Below are 20353 nucleotides of genomic sequence, written 5' to 3'. Positions count from 1 at the left end.
TGCCGCCCCGGACGCCGGGTCCGCCCCGACCGCGGAGCCCGCCCAGCCCGCCGGGTCCGCCCCGGCGTCCGCCCCCGCCCGACCGGACGGCTCGTCATGAGACGAGACGTCGACCCACGTCCGCCCGCCAGCCTCCGGGAGCCCGCATGAGCCCGATCGACACGTCCTCGTCCGTCGGGCAGGTCCCGACCCCGCAGCCGCAGATCCTCGTCGCGCACGACGTGCACGTGGTCTACCGCGGGTCCCGGGCCGGCGCGGGGGAGCACGCCGTCCGCGGGGTGAGCCTGGCGCTGCACGAGGGGGAGACCCTCGGGATCGTCGGCGAGTCCGGGTCGGGCAAGTCGTCGCTGGCGCGTGCGATGGCCGGTCTGGAGCCGATCGCGCGCGGCCGCGTGACCTACCGGGGGACCGATCTGCCGCTGGACACCCACCTGTCGCGCGACGTGCGTCTGGACCTGCAGATGGTGTTCCAGGACCCGGCCAGTGCGCTCAACCCGCGCCGCCGGATCGGTGCGGCGCTCGCCGACGCGTTGGGGGTGCGCGGCCGTCGACCCTCGGCCGCGGACGTCGAGCGGCTGCTCGACGACGTCGGGCTGCCGGCGGACTTCGCCGGTCGGTACCCTGCCCAGGCCTCGGGCGGTCAGCTCCAGCGCGTCGTCATCGCCCGGGCGCTGGCGGCCGAGCCGACCGTGCTGCTCGCCGACGAACCGGTCTCGGCGCTCGACGTGTCGGTGCAGGCCCAGGTGCTCGACCTGCTCGTGGAGCTGCGGGAGCGGCACGGCCTGTCGATGGTCTTCGTCTCGCACGACCTGGGCGTGGTCCGCCACGTCTCCGACCGGATCGCGGTGATGCGCCGCGGCGAGGTGGTCGAGGTGGGCCTCGCCGACGACGTCGTCGACCACCCGCAGCACCCCTACACTCGGGAGCTCCTGGCCGCCGTCCCTGATCCGGACGCGTACGCGGCCGGGTGACGACGGCGCTCTGGTCGACGAAGGCCCACCGCACTGCGCGGTGGGCCTTCGTCCGTCCGGGGGGTGTGCGGGCCCGACGGAGGGCCTGAGGCGGGGTCCGAGGGCGGGCCCGACGGAGGGCCCGCCCGCGGGCCGGTGTAACGAGCCTGTTAACTTTGGATCCGAGGTTGGAAAGATTGGATCCATTCCGCCTACGCTCGGCGCACACCGCCTCGGGAGGAACCATGAGTACGCAGATCCAGCGCGACGAGTCCGGCAACATCCAGGTGCCCGGCACCATGACCCGCCGCGGGTTCATGGTCAACGCAGGGATCCTTGGCCTAGGTGCGATGGCCCTGGGCCCCTTCCTCACGGCCTGCAGCCGTGAGGCCGCCACCGGCACCGGCGCCACGGCCGCTGCGCTGCGCAAGGGCGGCACCCTCACGTTCGCCATCGACGGCACCAACGGCAGCCTCGACCCGGCGGCGTACACCACGCTCGGCGACTGGCTGGCCGTCGACACCATCTGCTCGGGCCTCACCACGGCCGACTTCGCCACCAACGAGATCCAGCCGTCGCTGGCCTCCGGCTGGACCTTCTCCGCCGACGGTCTGCAGCTCACGCTGCAGCTGCGCGAGGACGTGAAGTTCCACGACGGCACGCTGCTCACCTCCGCCGACGTCGTCCGCACCTTCAACCGCCAGCTGGTCGACGGCGACGCCAGCCTGCCCACCGGCGCCTCCCGGCCGCTGCGCGGTGCCACCGCACGCAACATCAAGGCCGTCGAGGCCGTCGACCCGCACACCGTGCGGCTCACCCTGGGCGTGCCCGACCTGGTGCTGCCGGGCCGGCTCTCGCACATCTCGGCCCGCATCCTGCAGGCCGCGCAGATCGACGCCGTGGGCGCCCAGCTCGGCACCACGCTCATCGGCACCGGGCCGTACAAGCTCGCGAGCCTGGCCGCGCAGCAGTCGATCACCCTCGAGGCGTTCCCCGACTACTTCGGCGGCGCACCCGCGCTCGACCGGCTGGTCTTCCAGCAGGTCGCCGACGCCTCCACGCTCACCGCCGGGCTGATGTCCGCCCAGGTCAACGCGTCGTCGTTCGTGTCGCACTCCTCGGCCGTGAGCCTCAAGGCCAACAAGGCCGTCACCGTGTACGACGTGCCGCGCCGGGTCAACGTCTTCGTCATGATGAACGTGACCCGCCCGGTGCTCGCCGACCTGCGCGTCCGCAAGGCGATCAACCTGGCGATCGACCGGTCCCAGATCTGCGCCAACGCGTTCGCCGGTTTCGCCGACGAGCCGAAGGGCTACGCGCTCGGTGCGGTGAGCGTGGGCTACGACCCGTCGCTCGCCGACCTGTCCAGCTACGACGTGTCGGCCGCCAAGGCGCTCATCGCGGAGGCCGGCGCCACCGGTGCCAAGGTCTCGCTCATCGCGCAGAACAACAACTGGTACCCGCGTGCCGCCCAGATCCTGGAGGAGAACCTCAAGGCCATCGGGCTCGTGCCGACCATCGAGCTGCTCGACGCCGGCTCGTTCTCCGGGCGGTTCTTCGACGTCGGCGCGCACGACCTGGCCCTCTGGGAGCGCAACGGCTACGTGCCCGACCCGGACGAGCAGGTCGGCAACCTGCTGTCCTCGACCGGCAGCTACGGGTCCAAGGGCAGCGGGGTCGCCACGCTCAAGGACAAGGCCGATGTGCTGGCCCAGATCGACGGCTACCTGCGCAGCGCCTGCCAGACGAGCGACGACGCCGCCCGCCGCGACCTCTACACCAAGGCCCAGCGGCTGTACGCCGAGCAGATCATGGCGCTCGCGATGGTCTGCCAGACGCAGAACATCGTCGTCTCGAACGGTGCCTCGCGCCTGGGTGAGGCCTCGTTGGCGAGCCAGCGTGCCCAGCTCGCGCAGGCCGCGCTGACGGCCTGACGTCATCGTGACCTCGCTCGTCGCAGCGGCGGCACCCCGTCGCGGGACCACCGGGTGGCTGTCCGCCCGGTGGTCCGCGCGCCGTGTGCTCCGCGGCCCGGTGGCCTGGCTCGCCTGGGGCACGCTCGTCGCCCTGTCCGTGCTCGTCCTCGTCGGACCGCTCTTCGTCACGGCCGACCCGCAGGCCCAGGACTCGGTGGCGCTCCTGCCGGCGGGCACCGCCGGCCACCTGCTCGGCACCGACGACCTGGGCCGGGACGTGCTGGCCCGGGTGCTGGCCGGCGGTCGGCCGTTCCTCGTGGTCTGCGCCGCGGCCACCGCCGCGTCCGCGCTCATCGGCACGTCGCTCGGTCTGCTCGCCGGGTTCCGCGGGGGCTGGGTCGACGCCGTCGTGATGCGGGCGATGGACGTGCTGCTGGCGTTCCCGCTCGTGCTCGTCGCCATCCTCATGGTCGCGGTGCTGGGCGGCGGCACCGGCAACATGATCGTGGCGATCACGATCTCCCAGGCGCCGACCTTCGCCCGGCTCGCCCGCAACCTCACGGTCGGCGAGGTCTCCCGGGACTACGTGCGCGCCTCACGCTGCCTGGGGCACGGCTCGTGGCACATCGCGCTGCGCGAGGTGCTGCCGAACGTGTCCGGTCAGGTGCTCGTCCAGACCACGTCCACCCTGGCGGTCACCGCGGGCCTGTCCTCGGCGCTGTCCTACCTGGGGCTCGGTCAGGACGCCTCGGCCCCCGACTGGGGCTACATGGTGCGCGCGGGCCAGGAGCTGATCTTCTCCAACCCGGGTCTGTCGCTCATCCCCGCCCTGCTCATCACCGCGTTCGCGGTCGCCGCCAACTTCGCGGGCGACGACCTGCGCGACGCCACCGACCTCGGGAGGCTCTGACATGGTGACCGCACGGCTCCCCGGCACGGTCGCGGACGCACACTCGACCGCCACGGCCGCACCGGACCCGGCCCCGGCACCGGTCTGGCGGCCCGACGACGAGCCGAGCGGCTGGCGCAGCTGGGCGGGCCGCGTCGTGCACCACCCCGTGGTCCTGCGGCTCGCGCAGGTGCCCGTGGTGGCGTTCGTCGTCACGATCATCGTCTTCCTGGTCGCGCACCTGCTCCCCGGCGACCCGGTGACCCAGCTCACCGCGAACGTCAACGGGATCACCCCGGAGGAGGTCGCGCAGCTCACGTCCCAGCTCGGCCTGGACGCCGGGCTCGCCGACCAGCTGCGCTCCTACCTGGTCGGCCTGCTGCACGGGCAGATGGGCATCTCCTTCTACTCGGGCGCGTCGGTGTCCTCGATGCTCGCCGACGCGCTGCCGGCCACGGTCGAGCTGGCGGTCGCTGCGGTGCTGCTCGCCGGGCTGCTCGGCATCGTCACCGGGATCGTGGCGGCCCGCACCCAGGGCACCTGGGTCGACCACCTGATCCGCGGCGGGGCGACCATCGGGTTCTCGGTGCCGTGGTTCGTCGTGGCCCTCGTCGCGATCCTCGTGTTCGGGGTGTGGCTCGGGTGGTTGCCGATCCTCGGCCGGCTGCCCACGTCGCTCACCTACGAACCCACCACCGGGTTCGTCCTGGTCGACGCCGTGCTCCAGGGCCGGCCCGACCTCATCGGTCCGTGGCTGGAGCACCTCGCGCTGCCTGCGCTCACGTTGGCGGTCACCAGCGCCGGCTTCATCACCCGGGTCACCCGCACGGCGTTCCTCGATGCGCAGGCCCAGCAGTGGGTGCGCACCGCACGGATGAAGGGGCTCACCGAGTCGGCGATCTCCGTCAAGCACGTGCTGCGCAACGCCTCGGTGCCGATCCTCACCATCGTCGGGCTGATGTTCGGCGGGCTGCTCGGCGGTGCCGTCGTCACCGAGGCGGTGTTCTCCTACCCCGGGGTGGGCAGCCTGCTCGTCGAGGCGGTGACCCGGCGCGACTACTTCGTGCTGCAGGGCAGCGCCCTGGTCATCGCCCTCATGTTCACCGGCGTCAACGCGCTGGTCGACCTGTCCGTGCTCGCCGTCGACCCGAGGTTGCGCCGTGGCTGACACCCGAACCGAGGCCGCCCCCGTGGCCGGCCCGCGCCCCTCCGTCGTCGAGGTCCGCGACCTGCACGTGGACTTCGCCACCGATCGCGGACCGGTGCACGCCGTCCGGGGCATCGACCTCGACCTGGCGGTGGGCCAGGTGCACGCGCTGGTCGGCGAGTCCGGGTCCGGCAAGTCCGTGACCGGTCTGACGATCATGGGCCTCACCCGCGGGCCCCGCACGACCGTGCGCGGCGCCATCCGCTACGGCGGCCGCGACCTGGTGCAGGCCGACGAGTCCTGGATGCGCTCGCTGCGCGGCCGTGAGCTGGCCATGGTGTTCCAGGACCCGATGACCAGCCTCAACCCGATGCACCCCGTCGGACGGCAGATCGCCGAGACGTTGCAGGTCAACGCGGGCCGCTCGCGCCGGGTGGCGCGGGCCGACGCCGTCGAGCTGCTCGACCGGGTCGGCATCCGGGAGCCGGCGAAGGCTGCGGCCCGCTACCCGCACGAGTTCTCCGGCGGGATGCGGCAGCGGGTGGTCATCGCGATCGCGCTCGCCTGCGAACCGGCGGTGCTCGTGGCCGACGAGCCGACGACCGCCCTCGACGTCACGGTCCAGGCCCAGGTGCTCGACCTCATGGTGGGTCTGGCGCGGGCCTCGGACACGGCGGTGCTGCTGGTCACCCACGACCTGGGCGTCGTCGCCCGGTACGCCGAGCAGGTGTCGGTGATGCGTTCGGGGCAGATCCTCGAGCGCGGCCCGGCCCAGGCGGTGCTGGGCGACCCGCAGCACGACTACACGCGGGCGCTGCTCGCCGCGATCCCGCGTCTGCACGGGCCGCGGCGACGACGGCTGTCGCCCGTGGCCACCCCGGGCTGAGCGCGGGCTGCCACCGACGGCGGTCCCACCCTCCCGGTTCCCCGGGGCGCCGGACGCGCCCCGCACCAGCCGGCGCCACGGCGCCCGCGGCCCGTCCGGGCCACCAGAAAGGACACACATGATCATCGACGCCTACAACACCGCGCAGGACCGGCGGGGTCGGTCGGACTACCTCACCGGGGCGCGCCGCGGTGAGGCGCCGCCGCCGTACACCCCGTTCGACGTCACCCGGTTGCTGGACCGGATGGACGCGGCCGGTGTGGACAAGGCGATGGTGTGCTCGCTCGCGCAGCGCATCGAGAACGACTTCCTCGTGGAGCTGTGCGCCGCGCACCCCGACCGCCTGTTCGGGTTCGGCCAGGTGATGCCGCAGGACGACGACGCCGTCGCCCAGGTGCACGCGATCGCCGACGCCGGCCTGCCGGGGCTCAAGCTGCACCCGTCGATGCACGGCTACCAGTTCTCCGACCACGGGATCCTCGACCCGGTCTTCGCCGCGTGCGAGGACCGTGGGCTGCTCGTCATCGTCAACGCGCTGGACGACGCCTTCGCGCACCCGTTCGCGATCGAGGAGATCGCCCGCTACTACCCGGGCGTGCCGACGATCATCGCGCACATGGGTGCGGTCTGGAACGTGCCCGACGCGATCACGGTCGCCGAGCGCACCCCGAACGTGTACCTGGAGACCTCGGCCACCCTGCTCGCCGACGTGCGTCGCGCCTACGCCCGGCTCGGCGCCGACAAGATCCTCATGGGGACCGAGTGGCCCGGGTCGGACTTCGACCTGGAGCGGCTGAAGATCGCCAAGGCGGTGCCCGACCCGGCCGACCGGGCGAAGATCGAGGGGCTGACGATGGCGCGGCTGCTCGGGATCGACGTGTCCGAGCCGGTCGCGCCGGCGGCCGAGGTGCTCCGGTGAGCGACGGCCGGCTGCTGCAGCCCGTGGTGGACCCGGCGCTCGCCGCGCAGCTCGGCGGGTCGGGGGTGCCGGTGCGCTGGGAGCGACTCACCTCGCCGGAGACGGTGGAGGCGGTGCGGGCGTGCGATGCGGTGATCATCCCGGTCGGGGCGATCGAGCAGCACGGGCCGCACCTGGGGCTGAGCGTCGACGCCGAGATCGCCCAGCACGTGGCGCTCGGGGTCTCGGCGCTCACGGGGGTCCCGGCGGCCCCGGTGCTGCACTACGGGGTCTCCGGGTCGCACGGCGGGCTGCCTGGGTCGCTGTCGCTGCGCCCCGAGACGCTTGTCATGATGCTCGAGGACGTCATCGACTCCTTCTACGCCCAGGGGGTGCGGCAGTTCGTCCTGCTCAACGCCCACACCTGGAACGCCGGACCGATGGAGGTCGCGGCGGACAAGGCCCGCGTGAAGTACGACGACGTGCGCGTGCGGATCATCTTCTACGTGACGATGTACCCGGGTGCGCAGGTCGACGGCCACGTCACCTACGGGCGGGGCCTCATGCACGCGAACTACTTCGAGACCTCGCTCATGCTGGCCATCGACCCGCAGAACGTGCACATGGAGCGGGCGGTCTCGCTGGAGGACCGCGACACCTTCTGGGACTACCGCACCGACCAGGTCTCGGTCTCGGGGGTCTGGGGGCGCGACGTCGAGCAGGCGACCGCGGCCAACGGTGAGCGTGAGGTGGAGCGGTGCATCCGCACCACCGCCCTCGCCGTGGCGGCGGCCGTCGCCGAGGACTGGCCGCAGCCGCGCTGAGCGGACGGATGCAGCCGCGCTGCGCGGTCGGACAGGCCTGCGGGCCCGGGAGGCCTGGGGCCTGCCGGGCACGCAGGTGTGTCGCGGGTCGGTGCGCGCCCCGTGCCAGGTCAGTGGTCGGCGGTGCGGGAGAGCACGACGGCGCAGGTGAGCGCGCCGGCGGCCAGGACGGCGCCGAGCACGAGCACGTGGGCGAACCCGGCCGGTGAGGGTGACGAGGCCCCGGGTGCGGTCGTCGAGGCGAGCCACGCGGTGACGACGGCGCCCGACGCGGTGATCCCCACGGTCCGGGCCAGGGCGTTGAGGGCGGCGGCGCCCGCGGTGCGCCCGACGGCGGCCTCGGCCATGGCGAGCACCGGGGTGGCCGCGTAGCCGAGCGAGAACGCCGCGTAGGTGAGGACGGTCCCGATGACGACCCCGGCCGGGCGGGTGTGCGCGACGGCGAGCACGAGGTACCCGGTCAGCTGGGTCGCGGTGGCCACGACGAGGGTGGTGCGCGGCCCGTACCGGATGGACAACCGGGCGCCCAGCGCCGGGGTGAGGGTCGCGGCGATCGAGGCCGGCATGAGCCACAGCCCGGAGGTCGTCATGGACAGGGCGTACCCGTCGGGCGCCTGCAGCAGCTGGGGCAGGGTGAGCAGCCCGACGTACATCGCGGCGCCGAGCAGGAGTGTGCTGCCGGTGACCAGGGCGCTCGCCCGGCCGGCGGCGGCCCGGACGTCGACCAGCGGGCTGGGGTGACCGAGCTCGTGCCGCACCCAGACCACGAGCAGCACGAGCGCGACGGCGCCCGCCCCCGCTGCCGTGCCGGGGGACCAGGCGCCGGTGCTGGCCCGGTTGGCGGTGAGCTGCACGAGGACGAGCGTCAGCCCGAGGCCGACGACGCCGAGCACGTCGGGTCGGGTGCGTGCGGCGACCGGGCCGGTCCGGTGCGGCAGCCCGCGGTGCAGCAGGCCGAAGGTGAGGGCGCCGAGCGCCGCGGACGTCCAGAACAGGGCGCGCCAGCCGAGGTGTTCGGCCACGGCGGCGCTCGTGAGGTAGCCGAGGGCGCCGCCGACCCCGACGTAGGTGGACAGCACCGACTGTGCCCGGTGGGTGCGTGCCGGGTCAGGTTCACGCACGGCGCTCATGGTGAGCGGCACCGCGGCGAGGGCGAGGCCCTGCAGGGCGCGTCCGACGATGACGGGAGCGAGCGTGTCGGACACCGCGGCGAGCACCGAGCCGGCGATGAGCGCGGCCGTGCAGCCGAGGATGACGATGCGCTCGCCGTACCTGTCGGCCAGGCGCCCGGCCGGTCCGGTGGCCGCGGCGGACGTGATGAGCATGGCGGTGACGAGCCAACCGGCCGCCGCGGGGGTGGTCCCCAGGGCGTCGGACAGGGTGCCGAGCACCGGGACGACGAGCGACTGCATGAGGGTGCCGAGCAGTGCGGCGAGGCCGAGCGCGTGCACCCCGGCGCGACCGATCCGAGCCTGTTCCGTCAGACTGGATCCCATCACTGTGGAAGTGTATCCAATTGGCGGCGGCGACGGCTCTCGGTCCGCCCGGGCCACGACGTTGCGCGGGTGGGCCCGCACCCGTCGCGGCCTCGGTGCGGCTGCCGAGCCGGTCGGCGCCGCGGGGTCGAGCCGGCACCGCTACGCTCGCGGCCGTGCTCGACCTCTTCCTCGACCTCGTGATCTGGCTGGTCGACCTGGGCGCGTCGTCCCCGCGCCGGTTGCGCCGCGCCCTGGCGAAGGCCGATGCGGCCGGTGAGCCGCTCGTGTTCGACGGCGCGGTGAGCGGTGACGCGGACTACTGCCACGAGGACCCGGGGGTGCTCGAGCTCGACGGCGGCACTCTCACCTGGCGACCCGGGGCGGAGCGCGAGGACGTCACGGCCATCCCCGTGGATCGGCTGTTCGCCCGGGAGCTGGGCGTCCGGCGTCGTCGTGCGCAGGTGGTCTGCTCCGACGGGGGTCGGCAGGTGACGATCACCTGCCCGCGCTACGTCGTGGGCTACCTCGCGCGGGTGGTGCCTGGGTTGAGCGCCCTGCTCGACATCGACGGCGAACGCCTCAGGCTGCGCTGAGCCGGCCGTCGTCGGGGTCCGGGCGTCAGCCCGTGATCTTCCAGACGATGAGGTTGTGCACGTGCTGGGCCTTGGCGACGCCGCGGAACTCGGCCTCGTGGACGGTGCCGCCCAGGTCGATCGCGATCGACGAGGTCGAGAAGAACCCGCCGGCCCATGACTTGTTCGCCACCATCGAGACCGACCTGACCTGCGAGTACGGCACGGAGGTCACGGCAACTTTCTTGCCGACGAAGCTGTTGTCCTGCAGCACCAGGCGTCGGTCGGTGAGGCCGATGAACCCGGTGCCGGCGCCGACGCAGTCGTAGACCGCGTAGAGCTCCTCGCCCTCGAGCAGACCGGAGACCACCTTCTCGAGCTGGTCGCGCTTGTCGTGCGGGACGTCGGTCATCTGCGGTCCTCTCCTCGGTGTCCCTCGCAGCCTGGCATGCCGGGGGGGCCGCGGGAGCCCGAGCGTCGTTATAGTATGCGCGCATACTAAAGTCGATCGACGGGAGCCCCTCATGTGGACCACCACCTACACCGCCACCACCGACCAGCCGCCCGCCGCGGTCTGGGCCGCCCTGCGCGCCCTGCACTCCGGCTACACGCCCTCGGCCGCCAGCGACCGGTTCGAGCTGCACGGGCCGTTCGCCGTGGGCACCCGGATCTCGATGACCCCGGCCGGGCAGGACACCGTCGAGTCGGTCATCACCGCCGTGCAGGACGAGCGGCTCTACGAGGACCGCACCGACCTCGGCGACGTCGCACTGGTCTTCCGGTTCGAGCTGAGCCCCGCCGGCACCGGCACCCGCGTCGACCACACCCTGGAGATCGAGGGCCCCGGCGCCGACGAGACCGGTCCGCAGCTCGGCCCGGCGATCAGCGCCGACTTCCCGGTCGCGACCGCCGAGCTGTTCGCCGCCGCGGCCGCCGGGGTGCGGTGAGCCGGGCCGCGACTCGCCGGGCCGCCACGAGCACGCGGGCCGGGGCCCCGACCCCCGGGTGCTCCGGCCCGCGCCGCGCCAGAAGGTCCCGCCGCCCGGTGGCATGCTGACCCGATGGCCGGAGCCCTCTCGACATCCTTCGACCAGGCCGAGCACAGCCCGGGCCTGCAGCTGTGGCGCGTGACGCACTCCTGGCAGTCCGCGATGCGGCGGGCGCTCGCCCCGCACGACCTCACCCATGTGCAGTTCGTGCTGCTCGCGTCGCTCGTCTGGATCGACGCCGACGGGCCGGTGACCCAGCGGGCCCTGGCCGACCACGCCGGCACGGACCCGATGATGACCTCCCAGGTGCTGCGCGCGCTGGAGACCAAGGGACTCGTCGAACGCCGGCCGCACCCCGACGACTCGCGGGCGCGGTCGCTCGTGGCCACCGCGGCCGGAGTGGCGCTCGCCAACCGGGCGACCGCGTCCGTCGAGGCCGCCGACCGGGAGTTCTTCGCCCCGCTCGAACCCGATCTGCCGGGCTTCGCCGCACAGCTGGGCCGGCTGGTCCGGCCGCGCGCCTGACGTGCCGTCCTACCGGGTCCGGATGGCCCTGGGCCTGCTGCGCGGCGGTGACCCCGCGCAGGTGCTCCCCGCCGCGATCGCGCAGGCCCGTGAGCACACGGCCGTCGAGGCCGGTCAGGTCGACGTGGTCCGGGGCGTGCCCTGGGTCACCGTGCGGTTCGAGGCGCCCGACGACCTGGCCGCCTCCGGGGTGGGCCGGGCCGTCGTGGCGCGGGTCGACGAGCTCGTCGTCGTCGAGACCAGCCGGGTGACCCGGCGGTTCGGTGCCCGCTGGCACCCGCTGCGATGAGCCGGGCGAACCGGGCGCGCGCCGCCGTGTCCCGTGGCAGTCTGCCGCCATGCTCACCGCTGACGATGTGCTCAACGCCAAGTTCCAGACGACCAAGTTCCGTGACGGCTACGACCAGGACGAGGTCGACAGCTTCCTGGACCGCGTGGTCGACACGCTCGCCGCGAAGCCCGGGACGCAGCCGGTGACCGTCGCGCAGGTCGAGTCCGTCCGGTTCACCGCGACCAAGTTCCGTGACGGTTACGACCAGGACCAGGTCGACAACTTCCTCGACCAGGTGGTCGAGGCGTTGCGGCAGCTGGCAGCACCGCCCCTGCCGGCGCCAGTGGTTCAGACGCTGGAGCGCCAGCCCTCGCCGTCGGCCGCCGGCCCGCTCGCCGCGAGCGAGCTGCTCTCCCGGCTGCAGCTGGCCCGCGCCGTCCAGGTGAGCACCGCTCCCGACACCGTGCTGCTGCGGATGCCTGACGGTGCGGCGCGGGCCGTCGTCGACGTGCGGGTCACCGCCGCCGGGATCGAGGTCGTCGCGGGCTGACGCCCCCTCGGGCGGGCGCCGGCGGCGTCCTCAGCGCGAGGTGCTGCGGTAGCGGGCGATGGACAGCGGTGCGAAGACCGCGACCAGCACCACCACCCAGATCAGCGTGTAGGCGGCGGGGTGCTGCATCGACCACACGTCGGGCACCGTGGCAGCCGGGTTCGTGTTGCCGAACAGCTCACGTGTCGCCTGGGTGACGGCCGAGACGGGGTTCCACTCGACGAACCCGCGCAGCGCGCTCGGGAACGACTCGAGCGGCACGAAGACGTTGGACACGAACGTGAGCGGCATGATCACCAGGAACGAGGCGTTGTTGATGACCTCGACGCTCGGCACGACGAGCCCGACGAAGGCCATCACCCAGCTGAACGCGTAGGCGAACAGCAGCAGCAGCCCGAACGCGGCGACCGCCTCCAGGGCCGAGCCGCGGATCCGCCAGCCGACGAGCAGCCCGGTGAGCCCCATGATGAGCAGCGAGAGCACGTTGTAGACGATGTCGGAGGCGGTGCGTCCGACGAGCACCCCGGCCCGGCTCATCGGCAGCGAGCGGAACCGGTCGATGATGCCCTTCTGCATGTCCTCCGCGAGGCCGGCCCCGGTGAAGGTGGCGCCGAAGACGACGGTCTGGGCGAAGATCCCGCCGATGAGGAACTCCCGGTAGCTGACCCCGTTGCCCGGGTCGATCGCCCCGCCGAACACGTAGGCGAACAGCAGCACGAACATGATGGGCGACAGCAGCACCGCGACGAGGATCTCCGGCACCCGGCGGATCTTGACGAAGTTGCGCTGGGCGACGATGTTCCCGTCGCGCACGGCTCGGACCAGGGCGTTCATCGTGCGTCCTCCTCGCTCGCGGCGGCCCGTCGTCGACGACGGGTGCCCGTGCGGCCTGACCCGGCCGCGGCGCCCGGTGCGCCGTCCTGCGTGGCGTGCCCGGTGAGGGTGAGGAACACGTCGTCGAGGGTGGGGCGGCGCAGCCCGATGTCGAGCACCTCGATGCCGCGGGCGGTCAGGTCGGCGAGCACGTGGGCGAGCGAGCGGGCGCCGTCGGGGGCGGCGGTCGACAGCTCGCGGGGCGTGGCGCCGTCGAGCACCTCGCCGCCGCCCGGACCGGCCACACCCGCCAGTGCGGCGCGGGCGCCGTCCCGGTCGGCGGCGTCGGCCAGCACGAGCTCGATGCGCTCGCCGCCGATCATGGTCTTGAGCTCGTCGGCCGTGCCGTGCGCGATGGCGGTGCCGTGGTCGATGACGACGATGTCGTCGGCCAGCCGGTCGGCCTCCTCCAGGTACTGGGTGGTGAGCAGCAGCGTCGCGCCGTCGGTCACCAGCTCACGGATGACGTCCCACATCGCCAGTCGGGAACGTGGGTCGAGCCCGGTGGTCGGCTCGTCGAGCACGATGACCGGCGGGGCGGCGACGAGGGCCGCGGCCAGGTCGAGCCGACGGCGCAGCCCGCCGGAGTAGGTCTTCGTGGGGCGGCGGCCCACCTCGACGAGGTCGAACCGTTCGAGCAGCTCGTCGGCCCGGCGCCGGGCCGCGGCCTTCGGCAGGCCGTACAGCCGTCCGACCATGGTGAGGTTCTCGAACCCGGTGAGGTACTCGTCGACCGCGGCGTACTGCCCGGACAGCCCGATCCGCCGGCGCACCAGCTCGGCCTCGTGCATGACGTCGGCCCCTGCGACGCGGGCGCTGCCGGCGTCGGCCCGCAGCAGGGTGGTGAGGATGCGCACGGCCGTCGTCTTGCCCGCACCGTTGGGCCCGAGCAGGCCGAGCACGGTGCCGGGCGGGACGGACAGGTCGAGCCCGGCGAGCGCGTGCACGCTGCCGTAGTGCTTGACCAGGCCTGTCGCCTCGATCATGGGTGCCTGGGGCGGCATCGCGGGTCCTCTCGGGCGGGGCGGTGAGTCGGCTCGCCCCAGTGTCACCTGGACCACCCACACGCGCCCGGGCAGCGCCCGACGGGGTGGCGGTGTCCCAGGGAGGGGCGGCGGACGCCGTCGCTCAGCGCCTCCCGTCGCCCGGCACCCGCCGTCGCTCAGCCCAGCGGACGGGGTCCGAAGCCCAGGGCTCGGTCCGTCCCGACGTGGAACAGCCAGCAGCCGGCCACCGCGACGAGCAGCCCGCCGCCCCCGAGGAGCAGGTGCGCCCCGAGCAGGGCGAGCGGCACCGCGAGGTTGTGCACCAGGTTGTAGCCGATCGCACCGGCCCGGTGGCCGACGGCGTAGCCCAGCATCGACAGGTCGAACACGAGGAACACCGCGAGCAGCCACCACCACGGGTACCCGGCCCGCACGACGAGCACCGCGGCGGCCACGGCGACGGCGGCACCCTCGACCCGGGCCAGCATCGGCACGGGGGTGGCCGGTGGCGGGGTCCGCACGGCTGCGGCGGTGGCGGTCACGGCCGCCGCCAGGTGTCGAGGGCGGTCACCATGGCGTCGACGGCCTTGGCGTAGCTGGTCTCCAGGTCGGTGGGCAGCTTGTACGCCCCGGCGGTCTCCAGGCTGACGAACCCGTGGATGACGGCCCGCAGGTACCGGGTGGCGTCCACCGCGTCGTCCCCGGTGAGGTCGTAGCCGGCCAGCACGGTGTAGATGACGTCGAGCGCGGCGGCGGAGGCCTCCTGGTCGGCGGCGTCGTCCGGTTCGGGGGCCCGGATGGTGGTGGGGTACTGCACCGGGTTGGCCTGCGCCCAGGTGCGGTAGGCGGCGGCGAGCGCCCGGACCGCGTCGTCCCGCGCGCGGCCGATGGTGGCCTGGGCCAGGGCGGCGGCCAGGTCCCGCTTGGCGCGCAGCATGATCCCGCGGCGCAGACCCGGCAGACCGTCGACGTGCTTGTAGAGCGAGGGGGTGCGCACGCCGAGGCTCGCGGCGAGCGCGGCGAGCGTGAGGTCGTCGTCGGGGTGCTCCTCGAGCAGCTGGGCGGCGCGGGCGATGACGGCATCGCTGGACAGACCGGCCCTAGGCATCGGTGCGCACCGTGGACAGGAAGTCGAGCACGGCCGGGCCGGTGAGCTCGGGCCGCTGCGCCTGCGGGTAGTGGCCGGCGTCGGGCACCATGACGACGGTGCCACCCAGCGCCTCGCCGACCCAGGCGGCCTCGGCCGCGGGGTCCTTGAAGTCGGGGTCCTTCTCGCCCATGACGACGAGCACGGGCGCGTCGACCTCGGCCAGCCGGCGCTCGGCGGACGCATGGTCGGCCGAGCGCGCGGTCTGCGAGAACGCCCGGCCGTACGCCCGGTCGCGCAGCTTGGCCACGACGGCGGCGCGGTACTCGGCGAAGTCGACGGGCTTGGTCCCGGCGTTGAGGGTCGGCAGGTAGGCCTTCCACGCGGCGGCGACCCACAGCGGCGCGACCATCGCGTGGAACAGCGTCGTCATCCCCGGGGTGCTGGCCGCGTTGCGCACGAAAGGGCCGATGAGCACGAGGCCGCGCACCAGCTCGGGCCGGTCGGCGGCCAGGATGACGGCGGCCCCCGCGGCCAGCGAGTTGCCGACGACGACGGCCGGGCGGCCGAGCTCGTCGAGCAACGCGCCGATATCGGAGGCGGTCTGCGGGTCGCCGTAGGTGGTGAAGGTGGTGTCGGAGTCGCCGTGCCCGCGCAGGTCGGTGGTGACCACGGTGTAGCCCGCGGCGACGAGCACCGGGGTGAGGAACCGGTAGGACGAGCGCAGCTCGGCCATGCCGGGGACGAGGACGACGAGCGGGCCGGTGCCCTGCACGTCGTAGGCGATCCGGCCCTCGTCGCGCACGAGGTAGCGGGTCGCGCCGGGGGTGGCGATCTGGTCGGCGGTCATGTGGCTACCGTACATAGCCCGGTGGCTAATCGCAATAGCCATGCGATGGGTGGTGAAGGTCGTGACCCCGCTCGGCATCGCTGCGACCGGGGGTCGAGCGCTGTGCCTCGACCGAGGTGGGCGGGCGCCCGCGACGTGACCGGAGGACGATTAGGTGATGGCCGCGTTCCGCGAGCTCGAGGCGTCGTTCGAGGTGGGGGAGCGCCTCGCGCTGCCCGATCTGCGCGCGGCACCCGGCGTCGCAGCGGTGCGCACCGACCCGCCCGTCGAGCTGGTCGCCACCTACCTCGACACCGTTGCGGGTGACCTGGTGCGGGCCGGGATCACGCTGCGCCGCCGCACCGGCGGGTCCGACGCCGGCTGGCACCTCAAGGTCCCCGCCACCTCGCCCGACGGCCGCGACCTGGCGCACACCGGCCCGCGCGACCGCACCGAGCACCGCGTGCCCGAGGGTTCGGCGTCCGACGACGCGACGCCCCCTGCCGAGCTGCTCGACCTGGTCCGCGCCCGGCTGCACGGGCATCCGGTGCGTCCCGTCGCCGTGGTGACGACCCGGCGCACGGTGCACCACCTGCTCGACCCGGACGGCCGCGAGGTGCTGGAGGTCGCCGATGACGAGGTGCGCGGCGTGCCCACCGGCGATGCCGCCCGCAGCTGGCGGGAGTGGGAGGTGGAGCTGCGCGACGGCGACGCAGCCCAGCTCGACGCCGCCGTCCGACTGCTCGCCGATGCGGGCGGCACGGCTCCCCGGGCCGTCGGCAAGCTCGTGCGCACCCTCGGCGAGGTCCCGACGGTCCGCACCAGCGCCGCCGATGCCACCGCGGGCGAGGTGGCCCGCGCCTACCTGGCGACCCAGGTCGAGGCGCTGCTCACCCTCGACCCGGCCGTCCGTGCCGGGGACGACGAGGCGGTTCACGACGCCCGCATCGCGACGCGGCGGCTGCGTGCCGTGCTCTCGGTGTGCGCCCCGGTATTCGAGGAGGCGGGGGACGGGACCGCTGGTGAGGAGCGCACTCCCGACGGGTCTGCTCCCGAGGGGCGGGCTGTCGACGGGGCTGCTCCCGACGGGGATGCTCTCGACGGGCTGGCTCTCGACCGGTCCGCCGAGGCGGTCGGCCTGCTGCTGCGGGAGCTGGGTCGGCTGCTCGGCGCCGTGCGCGACCCGGCCGTCGAGGCCTCCGCCTACCGCGCGCGTGCCGCCGCTGAACAGCCAGGGTTCGACCCCCGGCCGGCGCTGCGCCTGCTGGTGGCCGACCGCGCGGCGGCTCGTCGTCGGGCGTTGCGTGCGGTGCGGACCTTCCTCACCTCGTCCGACGGCGACGCCCTGTTCGCGGCCCTCACCGCCCTCGCCGACACCCCACCCACCGGCCGCCGGGCCGCCGAACCTGCCCGTGACCTGCTGCGACGCCGCACCCGCTCACGCGCCCGCGACCTGGCCGCCGCCTGGGCGTCGGCCGCCACCGTCTCACCGGGCCCCGACCGGGACGCCGCGCTGCACGAGGTCCGCAAACGCGCCCGGCACGCCCGCTACGCCGCCGAGGTCGCCGCCCTCGTCCACGGCCGCCCGGCCCGACGTTCCGCCCGCAGCTTCCAACGCGTCCAGGACACCCTCGGTGAGCAGCACGACACCGTCGTCCGCCGCCAGACCCTCGAACGGCTGGCCGGACGCGCAGGACGGGAGGCGTTCGTGCTGGGCCGCTGGCACGCAGCCGAACAGCTCGACGCCGCCCGCGCCGAAGCCGCCGGGGCGACGGCCGTGCGCCGGGCCTTGGCGGCGCGGCGGACCAGCTGGATGGCCTGAGCCAGGGAGGCGACCCCCAGCCGACACCTCCACATGCCCCGGGCACCGCCCACGGGGAACTGGTCAGCCGAGCAGCCGTGGGCGGCGTGTCGAATCCCCCAACTGACCAGTTGCGGGAGGGCCTCTTGAGGCCGGGAGCCGGGAGCCGGGAGCCGGTCGACCCGTGCCGGTGCCGGACCGCCGCTGCGGGGCCGGCACCGCACTCGGGGGCTACTGCGCCGATCGCATCGCTGCGAGCGCACCGGGCCAGAGCGTGTCGAGGCGCGCGACCCAGGGCGGCGCCATCGCCCCTGCGCGCACGCGCCGTTCGACCTCATCGACGGTGACCCACTCGGCCGCCGAGACCTCGGTCGCCTGCAGCCGCAGGTCCGTCGGGGCAGGTGCGTCGGCGATGTAGAGGTCCAGCAGCGCGGATGTCTCGGTGAAGCGGCCGACCGGGGTGAGCGCATCCGGCAGGACGTCCAGGCCGGTCTCCTCCTGCAGCTCCCGGACCGCCGCCGCGCGGCTCGACTCACCCGCCAGCGCGCTGCCACTGGGGAACTCCCACCCGAGCGCGAACTCCTTGCCCGGTGCGCGCTGGGTGAGCAGCACGGCGCCGTCACCGCGGCGCACGCAGACCGCCACGATCAGGTGGAACAGGCCATGCGGCCACCCGGGTGCGCCGCGACGGAACGTCCTGCCCGTCGGGGTGCCGTCGGCGGCGACGAGGTCCCACCACTCCTGGCTGCTCACCACCCGATTCTCGCGCGTGGGTGCCGTGCTCGACGACGAACCGGGGCTGCGGTGGCGACGACCGCACCCCGGGAGCAGAGCCGCCCTCACGTCCCCTCCGGGTCCACCACCACATCCCACAGCCACCGAGGCAGCCGTGCCGGGCTGATCTTGTAGACCTGGGCCAGGCGCGCCGTGGCCAGGTCGCCGAGCAGGCTCGGCACCCGGGTCGGGGCGCCGGCCAGGAAGGACGTCAGCCCGATCCGGTGGTTCTGCACGGCCAGCCCCAGACGCTCGGGCTGCGCCCAGAACCGGGCCGCGGCGACCGGGTCGGCCACGTCGTCCTCGGTCACCACCGGTGCGGCCAGGCCTGCGTTGAGCCGGCGCACCCACAGCCGGCGCCGGGTCTGCGCGACGAGCGTCGGGTCCACGACCGCCACGTCGAGCTCGGAGTCGTGGCTGTACCCGCGCCGGTTGCAGTTGGCCGACCCCGTGACCAGCAGCTCGTCGTCGAACACCCACGTCTTGGAGTGCACGTAGAACGGCGCGGCGGACGGCGGGCGCAGGCCGGTGCCCAGATCGGCGTTGGAGCGGTAGTGGCACACCAGCACCTTCGACCCGCCGGCCGCGACCAGTCGCCGCACGAACGCCCGCCGGTGCGCGGCGCCCAGCCCCAGGAAGCTGCGGTTGATCTCCGCGACCCGCGTGGTGAGCACGACGAGCGACTCGAACGACGGGTCGGACACCCGGGCCACGAGCAGGTCGAGCATCGAGGGCAGGTCGCCCATCGGCTCGTCGGCGACGAGGTACTGGTCCTCCAGGTAGATCGTGCGCGACGGGCGGGCCAGGGCTGCGCGCAGCTGGTCGTACACCGCGTGCCGGCCGTGCGGGGCGAACGCGTAGCCCGGTGCCTGCGCGGCAGCCGCGGCCAGCAGGGGCGGTGCGGCCGGGTCCCTGCCGGTGAAGAAGTCGTTGCCCGAGCTCAGCGGCGGGCGCCGGGACAGGGTGAGCACGTGCGGGGTGTTGAGCACCTGGGTGGGCGGCAGCGAGCGGCGCCGGCCGAACGGGTGCGGCCGGCCGGGGTTGCCGTACGTCGTCGAGACCTGCACCTGGGCGTGGCCGGCGGCCGGCCCGAGCGGCACGTCGGGAGCGTGCCCCTCGGCGGGCCCGACTGGCGCGTCGGGCGCGTGCCCGTCGGTCGGCCCCACCCGCAGGCTGCCCGGCGACGGCACGTCCCGGCGGTCGGGGTCGAGCAGCGCGAGCGTCGCGTCGTGCTCGACCCAGCGGTCGTGGAACACCGTGTAGACGTCCCGGGCCGCCGCACCGCGCAGCCGCACCGCCACCTCGCACCAGCGCTCCTCGATGCGTTGGGCCCGCACGTCCATCGTCGCGACGAACGCGGTGAGCCCGGCCGCGGTGTGCACGACGACGAGCTTCTGGTGGTGCGTGCCGTTGACGTGCAGGTAGCGGAAGTCGTTGACGGCCCCGGTGCGCGGCAGCCGGTTGAGCGCCTGCACCACCTCGAGGTTCGACTCGCGGTACGCCCCGCTCGGCTCGGGGTGCAGGTTGAGCAGCACCCGCAGCCGGGCACCCCGTCGCACCGCACCGGCCAGCAGCTCGCCCCAGGTGACGTCGTCGGGCTGCGGTGTCCGGCGGGCGAACCCGGGGGCGGGCGGCTCGTCGGCGACCGGGACGGGGGTGCCGAGCCCGGACTGGAAGCCCGCCCAGCAGATGAGGTCGCCGTCACCGGCGGCCTGCACCGCCTCGCGCAGCTGCGCGTAGTACGCGGGGGCGTCGATGAGCACCTGCACGTCGCAGCCCTCGTGCACCGCGCCCACCCCGGACGCCGGGTCGGCACCCAGCCAGTCGGACCTGCCCACCACGTGCTCGACCTCCACCGCCGGACGGCCGGACGCCGTGCCGACCGTCACGACCACTGTAGGAGCCGCGGCTGACCGGGACCTGTCAGGCAGATGACGTGCAGGGGCGGGTCGCGCGCCGTCGCCCGTCACCCCAGGTCGGCGCAGTGCACGCAGTGCGCGGCGGCCGGGCGCACCGCGAGCCGTGCCGCCCCGACGGGTGCGCCGCAGCGCTCGCACACCCCGTAGGTGCCGGCGTCCAGGCGGGCGCGGGCGGCCGCGACCGCCGCC

At 74.2% G+C, this 20353-nt stretch carries 23 protein-coding genes and 1 pseudogene; 14 read left to right on the top strand and 10 right to left on the bottom strand.

Annotated elements, in window-relative coordinates; translation table 11 throughout:
• The first annotated feature begins 146 nt into the window (after positions 1–146).
• The 7 genes from F2B26_RS07295 (at position 147) to F2B26_RS07265 (ending at position 7510) form a co-directional block, all read left to right on the top strand.
• Positions 147–971, top strand: a complete 825-nt coding sequence (locus tag F2B26_RS07295) for an ABC transporter ATP-binding protein (protein WP_159807894.1) — start codon at positions 147–149, stop codon at positions 969–971.
• Positions 972–1195: 224 nt separating this feature from the next.
• Positions 1196–2884 (top strand): ABC transporter substrate-binding protein, encoded by a 1689-nt coding sequence (locus tag F2B26_RS07290; protein WP_159807892.1) that lies wholly within the window; start codon positions 1196–1198, stop codon positions 2882–2884.
• Positions 2885–2891: 7 nt separating this feature from the next.
• Positions 2892–3776: an ABC transporter permease gene (locus F2B26_RS07285; RefSeq protein WP_201292648.1), complete on the top strand. Its 885-nt coding sequence runs from the start codon at positions 2892–2894 to the stop codon at positions 3774–3776.
• Position 3777: 1 nt separating this feature from the next.
• A complete protein-coding gene (locus F2B26_RS07280) occupies positions 3778–4923 on the top strand; it encodes an ABC transporter permease (protein WP_159807890.1) in 1146 nt (381 codons plus the stop codon).
• Entirely contained in the window at positions 4916–5788 is an 873-nt protein-coding gene (locus F2B26_RS07275; RefSeq protein WP_201292647.1) for an ABC transporter ATP-binding protein, read from the top strand. Before F2B26_RS07280 ends, F2B26_RS07275 begins: the two co-directional genes overlap by 8 nt.
• Before the next feature lie 118 nt (positions 5789–5906).
• Entirely contained in the window at positions 5907–6707 is an 801-nt protein-coding gene (locus F2B26_RS07270; RefSeq protein WP_159807888.1) for an amidohydrolase family protein, read from the top strand.
• Positions 6704–7510 (top strand): creatininase family protein, encoded by an 807-nt coding sequence (locus F2B26_RS07265; protein WP_159807886.1) that lies wholly within the window; start codon positions 6704–6706, stop codon positions 7508–7510. Before F2B26_RS07270 ends, F2B26_RS07265 begins: the two co-directional genes overlap by 4 nt.
• Before the next feature lie 110 nt (positions 7511–7620).
• Here the strand turns inward: F2B26_RS07265 and F2B26_RS07260 are convergent, their stop codons facing one another.
• Positions 7621–9006 (bottom strand): MFS transporter, encoded by a 1386-nt coding sequence (locus tag F2B26_RS07260; protein ID WP_159807883.1) that lies wholly within the window; start codon positions 9004–9006, stop codon positions 7621–7623.
• 155 nt (positions 9007–9161) lie between these two features.
• Here F2B26_RS07260 and F2B26_RS07255 point away from each other — a divergent pair, with 155 nt between their 5' ends.
• Positions 9162–9581 (top strand): hypothetical protein, encoded by a 420-nt coding sequence (locus F2B26_RS07255; protein ID WP_159807881.1) that lies wholly within the window; start codon positions 9162–9164, stop codon positions 9579–9581.
• Between the two features lie 25 nt (positions 9582–9606).
• Here the strand turns inward: F2B26_RS07255 and F2B26_RS07250 are convergent, their stop codons facing one another.
• Positions 9607–9972 carry a PH domain-containing protein gene (locus F2B26_RS07250; RefSeq protein ID WP_159807879.1) on the bottom strand — a complete coding sequence of 122 codons (366 nt, stop codon included), beginning with the start codon at positions 9970–9972 and terminating at the stop codon, positions 9607–9609.
• A 112-nt stretch (positions 9973–10084) separates the two neighbouring features.
• On the opposite strand from F2B26_RS07250, the gene F2B26_RS07245 reads away from it, so the two are divergent.
• The 5 genes and pseudogenes from F2B26_RS07245 to F2B26_RS17190 all read left to right on the top strand — a co-directional run bounded on the left by F2B26_RS07245 (position 10085) and on the right by F2B26_RS17190 (position 11895).
• Positions 10085–10507 (top strand): SRPBCC family protein, encoded by a 423-nt coding sequence (locus F2B26_RS07245; protein ID WP_159807877.1) that lies wholly within the window; start codon positions 10085–10087, stop codon positions 10505–10507.
• A 114-nt stretch (positions 10508–10621) separates the two neighbouring features.
• Positions 10622–11074, top strand: a complete 453-nt coding sequence (locus tag F2B26_RS07240) for a MarR family winged helix-turn-helix transcriptional regulator (RefSeq protein ID WP_159807874.1) — start codon at positions 10622–10624, stop codon at positions 11072–11074.
• 22 nt (positions 11075–11096) lie between these two features.
• The gene (locus tag F2B26_RS07235) at positions 11097–11363 is read left to right on the top strand and encodes a hypothetical protein (RefSeq protein WP_235929546.1); all 267 of its coding nucleotides are present in this window, start codon (positions 11097–11099) and stop codon (positions 11361–11363) included.
• A 49-nt stretch (positions 11364–11412) separates the two neighbouring features.
• A pseudogene (locus F2B26_RS17405) lies at positions 11413–11514 on the top strand (DivIVA domain-containing protein); the annotation flags it as partial.
• Positions 11509–11895 (top strand): DivIVA domain-containing protein, encoded by a 387-nt coding sequence (locus tag F2B26_RS17190; RefSeq protein WP_235929548.1) that lies wholly within the window; start codon positions 11509–11511, stop codon positions 11893–11895. The pseudogene F2B26_RS17405 and the gene F2B26_RS17190, both read left to right, overlap by 6 nt.
• 30 nt (positions 11896–11925) lie before the next feature.
• Here F2B26_RS17190 and F2B26_RS07225 read toward each other — a convergent pair whose 3' ends face one another.
• From F2B26_RS07225 to F2B26_RS07205, 5 genes are all read right to left on the bottom strand, one after another.
• Positions 11926–12729 (bottom strand): ABC transporter permease, encoded by an 804-nt coding sequence (locus F2B26_RS07225; RefSeq protein ID WP_159807870.1) that lies wholly within the window; start codon positions 12727–12729, stop codon positions 11926–11928.
• On the bottom strand, positions 12726–13772 hold the full coding sequence (locus F2B26_RS07220) for an ATP-binding cassette domain-containing protein (protein WP_201292645.1): 1047 nt from the start codon (positions 13770–13772) through the stop codon (positions 12726–12728). Before F2B26_RS07220 ends, F2B26_RS07225 begins: the two co-directional genes overlap by 4 nt.
• Before the next feature lie 158 nt (positions 13773–13930).
• Positions 13931–14296, bottom strand: a complete 366-nt coding sequence (locus F2B26_RS07215) for a DUF4260 family protein (RefSeq protein WP_159807868.1) — start codon at positions 14294–14296, stop codon at positions 13931–13933.
• Entirely contained in the window at positions 14293–14862 is a 570-nt protein-coding gene (locus tag F2B26_RS07210) for a TetR/AcrR family transcriptional regulator (RefSeq protein WP_159807866.1), read from the bottom strand. The genes F2B26_RS07215 and F2B26_RS07210 overlap by 4 nt, the downstream gene beginning before the upstream one ends.
• Positions 14855–15691, bottom strand: a complete 837-nt coding sequence (locus F2B26_RS07205) for an alpha/beta fold hydrolase (RefSeq protein WP_159807864.1) — start codon at positions 15689–15691, stop codon at positions 14855–14857. The genes F2B26_RS07210 and F2B26_RS07205 overlap by 8 nt, the downstream gene beginning before the upstream one ends.
• A gap of 157 nt (positions 15692–15848) precedes the next feature.
• Between F2B26_RS07205 and F2B26_RS07200 the strand changes: the two genes are divergently transcribed.
• Positions 15849–17492, top strand: coding sequence for a CYTH and CHAD domain-containing protein (locus F2B26_RS07200; RefSeq protein WP_159807862.1), 1644 nt, complete (start codon positions 15849–15851; stop codon positions 17490–17492).
• 210 nt (positions 17493–17702) lie between these two features.
• Here F2B26_RS07200 and F2B26_RS07195 read toward each other — a convergent pair whose 3' ends face one another.
• From F2B26_RS07195 to F2B26_RS07185, 3 genes are all read right to left on the bottom strand, one after another.
• On the bottom strand, positions 17703–18224 hold the full coding sequence (locus F2B26_RS07195) for an NUDIX hydrolase (RefSeq protein ID WP_159807860.1): 522 nt from the start codon (positions 18222–18224) through the stop codon (positions 17703–17705).
• Between the two features lie 86 nt (positions 18225–18310).
• A complete protein-coding gene (locus tag F2B26_RS07190; RefSeq protein WP_159807858.1) occupies positions 18311–20134 on the bottom strand; it encodes a phospholipase D-like domain-containing protein in 1824 nt (607 codons plus the stop codon).
• A 77-nt stretch (positions 20135–20211) separates the two neighbouring features.
• Entirely contained in the window at positions 20212–20304 is a 93-nt protein-coding gene (locus F2B26_RS07185) for a TraR/DksA C4-type zinc finger protein (protein WP_235929547.1), read from the bottom strand.
• Positions 20305–20353 lie beyond the last annotated feature (49 nt).

Source organism: Cellulomonas citrea, from assembly GCF_009829685.1.
In the GTDB taxonomy this organism is placed as follows: Bacteria; Actinomycetota; Actinomycetes; order Actinomycetales; family Cellulomonadaceae; genus Cellulomonas; species Cellulomonas citrea.
This window is presented reverse-complemented; position numbering and strand designations above follow the sequence as displayed.

Coding starts and splice junctions, on each gene's coding strand:
- F2B26_RS07295 (WP_159807894.1), top strand. CDS start 147: ATGAGCCCGATCGACACGTCCTCGTCCGTCGGGCAGGTCCCGACCCCG.
- F2B26_RS07290 (WP_159807892.1), top strand. CDS start 1,196: ATGAGTACGCAGATCCAGCGCGACGAGTCCGGCAACATCCAGGTGCCC.
- F2B26_RS07280 (WP_159807890.1), top strand. CDS start 3,778: ATGGTGACCGCACGGCTCCCCGGCACGGTCGCGGACGCACACTCGACC.
- F2B26_RS07270 (WP_159807888.1), top strand. CDS start 5,907: ATGATCATCGACGCCTACAACACCGCGCAGGACCGGCGGGGTCGGTCG.
- F2B26_RS07260 (WP_159807883.1), bottom strand. CDS start 9,006: ATGGGATCCAGTCTGACGGAACAGGCTCGGATCGGTCGCGCCGGGGTG.
- F2B26_RS07250 (WP_159807879.1), bottom strand. CDS start 9,972: ATGACCGACGTCCCGCACGACAAGCGCGACCAGCTCGAGAAGGTGGTC.
- F2B26_RS07245 (WP_159807877.1), top strand. CDS start 10,085: ATGTGGACCACCACCTACACCGCCACCACCGACCAGCCGCCCGCCGCG.
- F2B26_RS07240 (WP_159807874.1), top strand. CDS start 10,622: ATGGCCGGAGCCCTCTCGACATCCTTCGACCAGGCCGAGCACAGCCCG.
- F2B26_RS07235 (WP_235929546.1), top strand. CDS start 11,097: ATGGCCCTGGGCCTGCTGCGCGGCGGTGACCCCGCGCAGGTGCTCCCC.
- F2B26_RS07225 (WP_159807870.1), bottom strand. CDS start 12,729: ATGAACGCCCTGGTCCGAGCCGTGCGCGACGGGAACATCGTCGCCCAG.
- F2B26_RS07220 (WP_201292645.1), bottom strand. CDS start 13,772: ATGCCGCCCCAGGCACCCATGATCGAGGCGACAGGCCTGGTCAAGCAC.
- F2B26_RS07210 (WP_159807866.1), bottom strand. CDS start 14,862: ATGCCTAGGGCCGGTCTGTCCAGCGATGCCGTCATCGCCCGCGCCGCC.
- F2B26_RS07205 (WP_159807864.1), bottom strand. CDS start 15,691: ATGACCGCCGACCAGATCGCCACCCCCGGCGCGACCCGCTACCTCGTG.
- F2B26_RS07200 (WP_159807862.1), top strand. CDS start 15,849: ATGGCCGCGTTCCGCGAGCTCGAGGCGTCGTTCGAGGTGGGGGAGCGC.